This is a genomic window from Pseudovibrio sp. Ad13 (assembly GCF_001623225.1).
Taxonomy (GTDB): Bacteria; Pseudomonadota; Alphaproteobacteria; order Rhizobiales; family Stappiaceae; genus Pseudovibrio.
This window is the reverse complement of record NZ_LMCC01000017.1, coordinates 369,493-381,768: the sequence shown is the minus strand read 5'-3', so window position 1 is coordinate 381,768 and position 12,276 is coordinate 369,493. Positions and strand designations below refer to the sequence as shown.

Annotated in this window: 6 protein-coding genes; 1 reads left to right on the top strand and 5 read right to left on the bottom strand. The window is 53.9% G+C overall.

What is annotated here, in order from left to right; all coding sequences use genetic code 11:
- Window positions 1–11 precede the first annotated feature (11 nt).
- From PsAD13_RS21375 to PsAD13_RS21365, 3 genes are all read right to left on the bottom strand, one after another.
- Entirely contained in the window at window positions 12–320 is a 309-nt protein-coding gene (locus PsAD13_RS21375) for a cupin domain-containing protein (protein WP_063319403.1), read from the bottom strand.
- 92 nt (window positions 321–412) lie between these two features.
- Window positions 413–1,354, bottom strand: coding sequence for a 3-hydroxyacyl-CoA dehydrogenase NAD-binding domain-containing protein (locus PsAD13_RS21370; protein WP_063319402.1), 942 nt, complete (start codon window positions 1,352–1,354; stop codon window positions 413–415).
- Window positions 1,355–1,545: 191 nt separating this feature from the next.
- Window positions 1,546–2,430 (bottom strand): LysR family transcriptional regulator ArgP, encoded by an 885-nt coding sequence (locus tag PsAD13_RS21365; RefSeq protein WP_063319401.1) that lies wholly within the window; start codon window positions 2,428–2,430, stop codon window positions 1,546–1,548.
- A 102-nt stretch (window positions 2,431–2,532) separates the two neighbouring features.
- Between PsAD13_RS21365 and PsAD13_RS21360 the strand changes: the two genes are divergently transcribed.
- A complete protein-coding gene (locus tag PsAD13_RS21360) occupies window positions 2,533–3,138 on the top strand; it encodes a LysE/ArgO family amino acid transporter (protein WP_063319400.1) in 606 nt (201 codons plus the stop codon).
- Window positions 3,139–3,180: 42 nt separating this feature from the next.
- Here the strand turns inward: PsAD13_RS21360 and PsAD13_RS21355 are convergent, their stop codons facing one another.
- Both PsAD13_RS21355 and PsAD13_RS21350 read right to left on the bottom strand, forming a co-directional pair.
- The gene (locus tag PsAD13_RS21355) at window positions 3,181–4,485 is read right to left on the bottom strand and encodes a cyclopropane-fatty-acyl-phospholipid synthase family protein (protein WP_063319399.1); all 1,305 of its coding nucleotides are present in this window, start codon (window positions 4,483–4,485) and stop codon (window positions 3,181–3,183) included.
- Window positions 4,486–4,724: 239 nt separating this feature from the next.
- On the bottom strand, window positions 4,725–11,993 hold the full coding sequence (locus tag PsAD13_RS21350; RefSeq protein ID WP_063319398.1) for a hypothetical protein: 7,269 nt from the start codon (window positions 11,991–11,993) through the stop codon (window positions 4,725–4,727).
- Window positions 11,994–12,276: the final 283 nt, after the last annotated feature.

The following is a 12,276-nucleotide window of genomic DNA, read 5'->3' as shown; positions in this document are numbered from 1 at the left end:
AAATCCGGTGTTTATCGACGGGCTTCAAGGAGTTCAATTTCGACGAATGCGCATTCGAAGTTGTTGGCGTTGATGACGTCGTGCTCTACGCCAATCTCTTTGAAGTATGGAACACCGTTTTGCATAGCGGCTTCCATTGTTTCCCCATTGCCTAAATTGATTTCCAGAGCGCCATCAAAGAGCGGGACTACGATGTAGTCGTAGGCATGGCGATGCCAGCCCGTGTTATCTCCACGTTGTTTGAACCGCCATTCGGTGACTTTTACGCGGTCATTCTCGATCAGAACTGTTGGTTTTGCGGAACCCGTTGATGAGCACATGACACTCTCCTTTGTTGTGCATGTGCTCATGGTAGGGACGGGTTGGAAAAGAACATAGGACCAGCGCTTGGTGGGCTGGGTGTCAGCTTGGTTTAGGCCGGGCTTTTCTCTTTCTTGGTTTGCCCCGACAAAACAAATTGCAGAACAAGATCATCTCGGCGCTTTGCCAGTTCCTGCATGGATGTGTTTTCCAATGAGGCTTTCACGCCGTCTTCGAGTGTATCCACCACCTCTGGTGTGATCCTTGGGGCGCCTAGATCGTCCCACCAGCTTTGGAAAGGACCGCCGAGGTGATCACAGAACGAACGGATGCCACCTTCACCGCCGCCCAGATGCAAGAGTGTGTTTGGACCCATAGCGGCCCAACGGAGGCCGGGGCCATAAGTAACGGCTTTGTCTATATCCTCGACGCTGGCGACACCTTCCATCGCAAGATGAATGGTCTCGCGCCAGATTGCTGCCTGTAGCCGGTTTGCAATGTGCCCGGGAACTTCTTTGTTGAGGCGTACGCAGACTTTACCGATGCTTTCGTAAAAGTCTTTTGCCGATTGGAGCACGCCAGTATCCGTTTTCTCGTTGTCCATCAACTCTACCAATGGGATGAGATGTGGTGGATTGAACGGATGGGCCAAGATGAAACGGCCTGGGTTGTTAAATCCTGCCTGCATCTCAGAGAGTTTCAAACCGGAGGTTGAGCTGCCAATGATGACTTCTGGTTTCAGGTGTGGTTCGATCTGCTGGTAGAGCCCGTGTTTGATCTCCAGCCGCTCCGGCACGCTCTCCTGAATGAAGTCGGCGTCTGATACTGCTGCCACAGGGTCGTTTGTAAACCGTAATTTTGATATGTCACCGGCATGTTGCCATCCAAGTGTAGCAAGCGTTTCTGCAGCATTTTTTACCAGAGCGGTCACCCGATCTTCTGTTTCCGGTGAGGGATCATAAACTGTGACTTGCCGACCCGTGGCTGCAAACAGCGCTGTCCAACTCATGCCGATTGTTCCGGCCCCGAGAATTGCGATGTTTGGGTAGTTCATGTCAGCATTCCTTGCGTTGCCCGATGAGAAGGAGCTGCTCAGTTCGATGCGGAGGTGTGCCCGATACACTGGCGCAGGTAAGGAGAACTACTATGATGTTGATTTCTGGGTCAATTTAACAATTTGTACCAAGGCGTATGTATCGTGCTCTGGAAAACAGAGATGCTTGTTCAGGCTACTCACATCTGGCCTTAGTCTGCCAGTGCTGATCTTGCTGCCTGGCGTATGGCTGTTGTGAGGGGAGCTATTGTGTGGGCTGTTGCCCGGCTTGTATGCCAGAAAAGTTTTGTGTCGTATGGCGTGTCCGGGATCAGCTCAACCAGCTTCCCTTGCTCAATGAGTGGGTCGACCAGAATGCTTGGGTTCATGCCCCAACCGATGTGATTGACTGTGGCGTCGATAAATGCCTGAGGGCTTGGGAGCCAATGGGTGTTTGGGAAAATGCTTTCACCAAAAACCGAGCGTAACCACTCTGTCTGCAGCGTGTCTTTGACGTTGTAAGTGAGTGCTGGGGTGAGCTTTAGTGCCTCAAGGGTTACGCCGTCCGGAAACCATCGCTTTACGAATGCCGGGCTTGCGGTTGCACGGTAACGCAGGGCGGCCAATGGAAAGCAATCGCATCCGCGTATAGGAGTCGGTTCCGCGCTGACAGCGGCCTGAACTTCCCCGCGTCGCAGCCAGTCTGCACTGTGGTTCTGGTCATCGATTTTCAGGTCGAACAGAAAGCCGTCCACCTGTGCGAGTGCATCTATGAACCACGTGGCAAGGCTGTCTGCGTTGACTGCTATCTGGAGGCTGGTCAGGTTGCTGGTCTCGCTCGAAAAGCCAATTTCCTCTTTGACCTGTTTCTCCAGCAAAGCAACTTCGTTGGCGTGTCGAAGCAGCACTTCTCCCTGAGTGGTGGTGACACATGGTGTACCTCGTATTATGAGGACGCAACCAAGCTTCTCTTCAAGGGCCTTCAGGCGCTGAGATACTGCGGATTGCGTGATGCCGAGGTGTTGTGCTGCTCTCTCAAATGTACCAGTGGTGAGGATTGATGCGAATGCGGCCAGTTGTGCTCGGTCAAAATCCATTAGAATCTCTAATGTAGAAGAAGGTATTTGAATTTTACTAATGATGAAGGGCGAGGTAGTCAAGTTGGCAATGAGTTCTCAATTTTCCTCTTAGGAAACCCAATGTCAGTCTTATCAGTTGCCTTTTCCGGCTTTTCTCTTGGTCTTAGTTTGATCTTCGCAATTGGCTCACAAAACGCTTTTGTGCTGAGGCAGGGCTTGCGAGGAGAGCATGTTTTCCTGACCTGCATCACATGTGCTGTTAGTGATGCCTTTCTGATTACGGTTGGAATATCCAGCCTCGCGGCAATATCTGCGACAATTCCCGAGTTAGAGCCATTTCTACGGTATGGCGGGGCTGGTTTCCTAACTCTTTACGGTGCTCGCAGCGCTTTGTCCGCAATCAGAGGAGGGGCGGCCCTCAGTCCGGATGAGGACAAAACTGCAGGGATTGTTGGTACACTTGTTGTGGTGTTGTCGCTTACGTTTTTGAACCCTCATGTCTATCTGGATACAGTGCTGCTTGTTGGGTCTGTTGCCAGTCGCCATGAAGGTGCTGAATACATTTTTGGTATGGGTGCTGTCGTGGCGTCCTTCGTGTTCTTCTTCTCCCTGGGATATGGCGCCCGTTTGCTGCGGCCAATATTTGCAAATCCCACCTCCTGGCGAGTTCTTGATGGTGTCATCGCTGTTGTCATGTGGGCTATTGCGTTTGTTCTGGTGAGCTGATTGCCGCAACCGCTTCTGACGAGTTCATAGGGCATCTGATCGCTAGCAGGTCTCATTCTCTCGTTTGTACAGGGAGGCTCGTGTCAGAGGCATCCCGGAGAAGCTTTTTGTTTTTCGGGTTGCGACGGTCTGGAATATTTGTGCGGAACCGCGTTCAAATGCCAGTGAGACTCCTGCCAGATACAGCGCCCACATTCTGAAGGTTTCTTCTCCCACCAGAGCGATCGCCTCCTCCTTGCGTGACATAAGCCGTGTTGCCCAGTGGGAGGTGGTGTAAGCGTAATGTTCCCGCCAGCCTTCCACATCGTGCACTTCAAAGCCTGTGGCCTCAAGGTTGCGGAGGCTCATGCCGATGTGGTCGAGCTCTCCACCAGGAAAGATGTAGCGGATCAGTGCTTTGTATTCGGCAGGCTTTTTCCTGAATTTCTTCTCTGTGCGCTTGCCCGGTCTTGTAATGGCATGGTGCAGGTAGATCCCGCGTGGCTCCAGCAGACGCTTCACTGCTTGGAAGTATCCTTCATGATTGGCAAGGCCAACATGCTCAAACATGCCGATGGACGAGATTTTCGTGAAAGTGCCAGAGAGCTTGGAGAAGTCCTGCAGTTCGATTGAGACACGGTCTTCCAAGCCTCGTTCGGCAATGGTTTTGCGGCCCAGCAAGACTTGCTGCTCAGAGAGTGTCACGCCTTTGGCAGTGACGCCGTAGTGTTCTGCTGCATGGCAAATGAGAGCGCCCCAACCACACCCGATGTCCAACAGGCGGTCTCCCGGTTCCAACCGCAACTTCCGACAGATCATATCCAGCTTGTCGCGCTGTGCCTGATCCAGTGTGTTTTCGGCCTTCGTGAAATAGGCGCAGGTGTAGAGCATTTGTTCATCAAGGAATAACGCGTAGAACTCATTTGAGACATCATAGTGGTGGGCGATATTGCGTTTGTTTGAGGTCTCGCTGCCATCACGGGCACCTTCTCCTTTTACCTCTGAGCTAACACGGCGTTTTGAGGGAGCGAACAGAAAGGGCAAGACTGCTTTTGCGAGTAGGAGGTGGTTTAGGTTTTTGGCGAGCTTGCTTGCTTTTCCGGGTGGGCGCAATTCTGCCATCTCAAAGAGGTTTACCCCTTCGATATCGACCCGCTTTTGTACCCATGCATCAACGAGTGTCTCAATCCTGGGGCGTCGCAAAAGGGCCGAGATCACACCGGGATCATTGATTGCAATGATTGCTGGAGGCGGATTGGCGGGAACATGTGTGCCATCCCACAACCGGAACCCGAACTTCAGCTGCATTGTTGAGTGGATGTGTTCCAATGCGCTTTTTAAGGAATTTCGCCGCCACGTTGCCTGCATCGCTCTTATCCGCCTTTGCTCTTGTGAAGCACACCCTATCGCTTCCTCTGAGGATCAAACATCCCCGAGTTGTAGGATGCGATTGAGAGAGTTTTAGGGTCGGAGACCATAGGATCTGAGAGGTATGAGGGGCAGGAGACAAGGGCAGCGAGTACGGAGACCGGTGTTATTGTGTCGGCCTATCAAAAAAGGCTCCTGAAAATTTCAGGAGCCTTTTTGAGTTTGATTGTTTGTCGCGCTTAGTCGAAGCGGCCACTTGCGTGAGCAAGCATGGTGTAGACCTTGCCGGTATCAGAGGTCAGGTAGGTCTGACCGAGCTGATTGTCGCTGTCGCTTCTGGAGACCTGGGACAGAAGTTGCTCGAAGTCCTGAATGTAACGCTCAACTGCGCTGCGGAACTCAGGATCGCGGCCATATTTCTGGCGGATCTCGTCGAAGGTCTGCTGACCTTGCAGGGTGTACAGGCGACGGGTGAAGACATCACGTTCGCCACGCTTGTAACGCTCCCACAGATCCACAAAGGTTTCATGATCAACTGCACGAGCAATGTCCATGCTCAGGGAGTTGAGGGATTCAACCATGTGCTGCGGGGTGCGTGCGTTTGCTGTGTCACGCGGATGTCCGCCCATTGTGTCTTCATCGTCTGAAGCGCGGCGGAGCAGGTCGCTGATCCAGCCCTTGGATGTGCCGTTTCCCTGCGGTGCAGCTGCTGGCGCTGGTTGCGGACGCTTTGCGCGTGGAGCTGGTGCTTCCATGCGGCGAGGGCTTGGGGCCATACGGGCAGGCTTTGCTCCGGTGGCTGCAACTTGCTGCAGTGTTGGTGCTTCAGCTGCTGCGTATTGGCTGGTCGCTGCCACGGCTGCCGGAGCAGCGTTGACTGCGCGGGCTGGTTCTGCTGGCGTGGACACATCGAACTGAGAGGACTGGCGGGACACGATGGTGGAGAGTTCCTCCAGTGCCTTCACCTGTTCGCTCACGATACGACGCAGTGCAGAGGTAGACGCTTCTGCTTCATCCGGTAGAGCCAGAATACCTGCATTCAGTTCAGAGCGGGTTGCTTCCAGCTCATGGTGCACTGAACGGGCAACTTCACGCATGCGAGATGTTGCATCGGTAAAGCGCTCGGATGCTTCAGTGACGGTGGACTTCATGTCATGAAGGATATCATCGTGGGCAGCTTTAACTGCATCACGTGCCTTCTGACCTTCCATACCAGCGGTCATGCGCATGCTTTCGAACTGCTCAGTCACAGACTTGGTCGCAGCTTCTGCAGCAGCACGGAGCATGCCAGAAACTTCGCGAGCCTTGTCGTCAGCAACTTCAAGCGTGTCACCAAGGGTGTTGGTGTAGTTCGCCATGAGCACTTCAACATCAGATGTTTTCTTGATCAGCGTGTCTGCAACCATTTCGATTGCCATGCGGCGATCTGTGAAGCGACTGTCAACATGGGTGTTGGTTGCTTCCAGATCCGCGATGGCCTGACCGAGAAGCTGGTTCTGGTCTTCCATGCGGCCCGCGATCTTCGCAGCGTCTGCAAGCACGGTATGTGTTGTGTTGCGGAGCTGGCCGACCTGGTTCTCGATGGTGGCGTTTGCTGCTTCAGTCTCGGTAACTGCACGGTCGATCGCGGTTCTGAACTCACCTGCGCGGTTTGCGAGGTTGGTTTCAACTTCAGACAGGTTCTCGCTTGCGGATGCAAGGATCTGACGAAGGCTTCCGTTGGATGCGTTGAGGCGTGTCAGGATTTCGGAGACATCTGTTTCCAGACGCTCTTTGGTACCTGTCATCACGTTCACAGCCATCCGGGTGCGATCTTCGATGGTGTTGCCGATGCCATCGATGGTTTGTGTCAGAGCATCGGTTGCGACTGCACCCTGACGGGTGACGGTCTCTGCAACTTCCTGACCCTTTGTGGAGACTGCGTTAAGCAAGACGTTCATGTCGGCCTGCATACGCTCACGGCTGTCGTCCAGACGGGTTGTTGCGATGTTGCTGCGCTCATCGATTGCAGTCACGATCTTGTCGCCAGCTTCAACGAGATCGCGTGTTGCCTGCAGACCGTTCTGTGCAAAGCGGTCAGAGACTTCACGGCCCTTCACTGCCACTGCATCCAGAATTGCGTTCTGGACTTCGTTGACGCGTGTGGTGAGGTCATGAGCACGGTTTTCGATGGCAGTGATCAACTCGCTGCCGTCCTTGCCGATGATCTCTGAAAGCTCAGCAGAGCGACTGCCGAAGGCATCGTTGAGGTTCTCGGCTTTAACCAGCAGCTCGTCGGCCACGGACTTGACGCGGGTAGACAAGGTGCCTGCTGCTTCTTCGATGGTGGTGAAGACGCGAGCACGAACTTCGTCGGTTTCGCCAGCCAGAAGCTTGCGGACGTCTTCTGCAGATTCTGCGAGGATTGTCTTGGAGCGTTCGCTTTCTGCGGAGAGGCGGCCAGTTACCAGCTCGATAGTCTGGGACAGATCACCACGAACCTTGTCGCTTTCGCCGGTGAGGGCACCAGACATTTCAGCCAGGGTTGCGGTGTACATGGCGCGGGCGTTTTCGCTTTCCACGGCCAGAGCATTTGCTGCCTGAGCCACGGTGCTGAGAACGCGCTGTGCGACTTCGTCGCCTTCCTTGGTGAGCGTACCGCGTACGGTTGCCATGGCATCGGAAACAGCTGCTGCTACTTTCTCGCCTTCGCCTTCCAGAGAGTTGCGAGCTTCGCCGATGGAGTTGGAAACGATTTCTTGCAGACGCTCGCCTTCTTTGCTCAGTGTGCCGGACAGCTGCTCTACGCTGCTGACAACCTTCTCGGTTGTGAGGTCACGTTCCTGAGCAAGACGATCGGATGCCTGACCAACGACTTCGAGGATAAGGTCGCGAACACGGGTGCTTTCGGAGCCAAGGGAAGAGGTTGCCTCTGCCATTGCGCTTGTAAGCGTGGTTGCTGCCTTCTCGCTCTCGTCTCCCATGGTGGAGGAGATTGCTTCGAGGCGATCGTTGAGGATCGTTTCGAGAGCTTTGGAGCGGGTGTCGAGTGTTTCTGCAACTTCGAACACTTTGGAGCCAAGAGAAACGTTGATCTCTGCGACCTGCTCGGACAGAGCGTCGGTGAGGTTCTTGGACTGCTGAACGATGATGCTGCCAGCTTCTTCCAGACGACTGTCGAGAGCTTCGTTGATCTCGGTCTGGCCGTCGTGGAATGCCTTGGCAATCTCGCGGGTACGGCTGACCAGAGTTTCAGAGATCTGCTTGGCGCGTGCGTCCAGAGCCTGATCGATGCGCTCTGTGCCGGTGGACAGAGAGTCTGCAAGGTGTTCTGCACGGTCAGAGATGACAGTTGCAGCTGCTTCAACCTTGTCGCCGACTGCCTGATCGAAGGTGGACAGGCTTGTAGAGATTGTCTCTTCGATAGCTTCGGAACGCTGAGCGAGGATTTCGCCGATCTTCTCTGCACGATTGGAGAGAGAGACACCAACCTGTTCCACTCGCTCGGAGAGATTGACCGCAATGATGTCGGTACGATCTTCGAGGATCCTGGAGATGGATTGGGTTTTCTCTTCCAGAGTGCTTGCGATGATGCCAGTGCCCTGTTCGACCGCGTCTGCCAGCTTGGTGGTGCGGCTTTCGATGGTCTCGGTGAGGGCTGCTGCGCGTGTATCGAAGCTCTGCTCAAAGGTGTTGGTGCGTTCTTCGAGTTTCGCGTCGAGTGTCTCGATGCGGTTGTCGAAGGATTCGCCGATGTTCTGACTGCGCAAATCGAGAGACTGAACAAGATCGGAACCGCTTTCGGTAACAACCTGTTCCAGTTCTGCCAGTTTGCTGGCTAGACCATCGTTCAAAGCGCGGCCACGGATGTCGAGGGTTTCGGTAATGCGATCGCCGATTTCGGTCAGATCAGCTGTTACGCGCTCACCACGAGAGCCGATGAGGTATGCCAGCTGTGTACCGGTGTCAGCCAGTTTGTCAGCCAGTTCCTCAGTGCGCAGGCCAAGTGCGCCGGTGATGTCAGTTGTTGTGCTTTCAAGAGCGGTCTTGAAGGCGGATGTCTGTTTGCTGATGGTGTCAGCAACTTCTGCGCCGCGCTCTGCCAGACGTTGGTCAAGCTCTGCACCGTTGATGGTGATGCTCTCATAGATCTGAGTGCTGACGTTGCCAAGACGGTCAGCCAGCTCGCCGCCGCTGACAGTGATGGTGGTGCCGAGTGTGTTTGCCGTGTCATCCAGACGGGTTGCGATGTCACCACCACGCAGAGACAGATCCGCAATGATGCTTTCACCAGCGCCGCGCAACACTTCGGAAACCTCGGTGGAGCGATGGGACAGAGTGTCGATGAAGTCGGTGCACTGAACGGCGATTGCTTCGTTGATCTCGCGACCACGGTTTGCAATGCCTTCTGCTGCCTGTTCGCCGGTTGAACGCAGGGCAGTGTCCAGATTGGTCACACGCTCATCAACAACACCCATCATTTCTTCGGTGCGGCCTGTGATCGTGTCGATCAGGCGGCCACTTGTAAGAGACAGGTTGGCGTTGATTTCTTCACCGCGGGTAAGGATCTCGTCGGAAAGACGTGTGCTTGCGGAGGTGAAGTGATTGGTGATGCCAGAGATAGAGGTTTCGAGCGTTTCATGCAGCTGTGCGTTTGCGCTGCCGAACTGATCGGAAACTGTTGTAACTGTCAGGTTCAGCGTATCTGTCAGCTGAGTATTGGCCGTGTTCACGGTCTCGTTCAAGCTGCCAACACCGGTTTCCATAAGCGTTGAGATTTGTGCGCTTGCGGAATTGACGGTCTCATTGAGATTGTCAACGCCAGTGCCCAGTGTTTCAGAAATGATTGTACTTGTAGTTTTGACCGAGTCGGTCAGGCTGCCCACACCGCTGTCCATGATCGTGGAGATCTGGGAGCTTGCTGCATTGACAGTCTCGTTGAGGCTGCCGACGCCTGTGTTCAGCGTTTCGGAAATGATTGTGTCTGCAGTTTTGACCGAGTCGGTCAGGCTGCCCACACCGCTGTCCATGATCGTGGAGATCTGGGAACCTGCAGCATTGACGGTTTCGCTGAGTGTGACAACGCCGCCTTCCAAAGCCTCGGAGATATGCTCTTTTGCACCAGAAACAGTGGTGCTGAGACTGGAAACACCGTCTTCCAGAGCTTCTGTGATGTTGGCGGTTGCGCCAGACACAGATGCTGTGAAGTTGGATGCGCTGGTGTCCAGTGTTTCTGTCAGCTGTGCGGATACACCGTAAACACTCTCGTTGAGATTGGTTACGCCGCTTTCCATTGTCTCTGCCATGACAGAGGTTGTGTTGCTGACTGTTTGGGACAGAAGTTCGACGCCGCTGTCCAGAGACTGGGAGAGTTCGCCGCTGACGCCATCAACTGTACGGGTGATGGTATCGATGCCGCCCTTCAGGGTCTCAGTCAAGTTGTCGTTTGCTGTGGTGATCTTCTCGGTAACTTCGCTGGAAGCGGTGAGAAGTGTCGTTGTCAGCTCAGAACCTGCTGTTTCGACGCTCTGATTAATGGAAACAACGCCAAGGTTCATTGTTTCTGTCAGGGTGTCGTTTGCACTGTTGATCTGATCGGTCACAGTGGAGGTTGTTGTTGCCAGAGCTTGCGAGAGTTCGGAGCTTGCGCTTGTGACGCTTGTGCTCAACTCTGTAACACCGTTTGTAAGAACAGCACCAATCTGCGAGCTTGCACCTTCTGCCGCAGAACTGATGGACTGAACAGAAACGTTGAGCGTGTCTGTGAGGGACGCATTCGCTTCGGTCAGTTGTTCGGTGACGGTTGATGTGGTGATCACCAATGTCTGTGCCAGCTCGGAGCTGGTTTGCGAAACGCTGGATGTAAACTCAGAAAGACCGTTGGTCAGTGTGGAGTTCAGTTCTGTGTTTGCTGCGCTGATCTGGCCAACAACATCACCGGATGTGGTTACCAGAGTTTGTGTCAGCTCAGAGCTTGCCCCAACAAACTGTGCGGTTACAGATGAGACTGTCTCTTCAATAGACGCAGTCAGTTCAGTACCCTGAGCCTGCAGAACGCCCTTCATGGCTTCTGTCTGGTCTGTGATGGTTGTAGACAGTTCTGCGCCAGCAGCACCGAGTGTTGCATTCAGAGCGTCGCCACGTTCGGCCAACAGGTCGCTGATTTCATTGCCGCGAGAGGAAAGACCCTCAACAATTTCAGTTCCGGTGGAGGACAAGGAAGCGGTGATTTCATCGCTGCGGCTCGCCAGATTGTCAACGAGTGCTTCTGAGGTTTCAGAAAGACGGGTGTTGAGGTCTGTGCCACGCTCGGTCAGGTTATCAATGAATGAGTTTGCAGTAGAGGAGAACTCTTCATTGATGGAAGATCCGCGCTCGTGAAGTGTTTCAGAGAGCTTGGAGCCTGTGTCTGAGAGTGTTTCAACCAGCTCAGAACCGGTAGAGGTGAGGCGCTCGACATAATCATCGGAGCGAACGGTCAGCGAGGAGACCATTTCGCTACCAGCTTCAGTGAAGCTGTCGGTTGCTTCTGTGACGCGATTTTCGATCTTGCTTGTCATCTGCTCAAGCGTAGCGTCGATCGAACCGGTTAGGCGTTCCCGGGCACGATCAACAGAGGAGGCGAATTCCTCTGATGTGTTCGCGAGCTGTGATGCAAGATTTTCGTGGGAGCCGGAGATGGTTTCACGGACCAGCTCTGCGTTTGCCTGAATGGCTTCACGCTGGCTGACAAGCTCTTCCACCAAACGGCGAATTTTCAGTTCATTGTCATTATAGGAGTTCTCAAGAGAAGAGACTTCCTTATGAATGAGAACTTCCAGCTCGCTGGCACGTGCAATCGCGCGTTCAATACCGTCACCCATGGCGGCAGCTTCGCGGCGGATTGCCTGACCAACGTTCAGGATACTTTCTTTTGCAACATCTTCAGGCTCAGCAAGACGAAGAGCAACTTCGGTCATGCCCCGTGCGACGTTGCGCATTTCCTGTGCTCGCCAGAACAGGAGAGCCATAACCCAGACAAATGCGATTGGAACAACAATAAAGACGGAGATGAGAACCAGTGTTGGGTTTTCAAATACGCCTGAGAAGGAGGATGATTTTTCAAGCTGAGCAGCGAATGAGCCCCAAGACATTGCCAAGCCTAGGCTGGCCCAGACAACGGAGACTGCAAATGCGAACCAGAACGGAGCTGCAGACGGCTTGCGCTGCAGAGCAAACATCAGCGAGCCAATGGATTGGCGGTCATCGTTACTTGCTGTGGGCGGGCGGCCACCACGGCCACGTTTGCGAACCTGTCTCGTTGCTTGGTTTTCTTCTACAAGCTGAGCCAGTTTTTTATCAGAGGAAGGAGCTGTTGTTACAGACTCCGTTGCAGGGCTAGCAGACATTTGCGGGGTTTCCGCAGTGGTGCTTTCCTGTTCACTGGATAAAATAGACTCTTGTGGAGCGCCAAAATCCGCCTGAAGGGCTTCTTCTACCGCTGACAGAGCCACTTCCGATGGAGCTTTCGCCTTCGGGGTGTTCGCCATATCTCGCCTCGCGTCCGTACTCTCTACTTGCCGGTCGTCAGCACATCTTTCGCCTTTTGTGCCAGCGCCGTCACCACAAGGTGTCCGTCCTACGCGAAATACATTCGTCCCAAACAAGAACGCATTTCAGACAACAATAGGTTTGGCTCCATGTAATCCGACAGCTCTGAATTGAGAGCACCGTCGAACTTCTAGGGCCAAAAACAGGGAGTTTTCAGAATCAAAGCAGACCGTTAATGTTAACGGTACATTAAGATTTAGATTTCCCCACCTTGCAGCTACC

Coding starts and splice junctions, on each gene's coding strand:
- PsAD13_RS21375 (WP_063319403.1), bottom strand. CDS start 320: ATGTGCTCATCAACGGGTTCCGCAAAACCAACAGTTCTGATCGAGAAT.
- PsAD13_RS21370 (WP_063319402.1), bottom strand. CDS start 1,354: ATGAACTACCCAAACATCGCAATTCTCGGGGCCGGAACAATCGGCATG.
- PsAD13_RS21365 (WP_063319401.1), bottom strand. CDS start 2,430: ATGGATTTTGACCGAGCACAACTGGCCGCATTCGCATCAATCCTCACC.
- PsAD13_RS21360 (WP_063319400.1), top strand. CDS start 2,533: ATGTCAGTCTTATCAGTTGCCTTTTCCGGCTTTTCTCTTGGTCTTAGT.
- PsAD13_RS21355 (WP_063319399.1), bottom strand. CDS start 4,485: ATGCAGGCAACGTGGCGGCGAAATTCCTTAAAAAGCGCATTGGAACAC.
- PsAD13_RS21350 (WP_063319398.1), bottom strand. CDS start 11,993: ATGGCGAACACCCCGAAGGCGAAAGCTCCATCGGAAGTGGCTCTGTCA.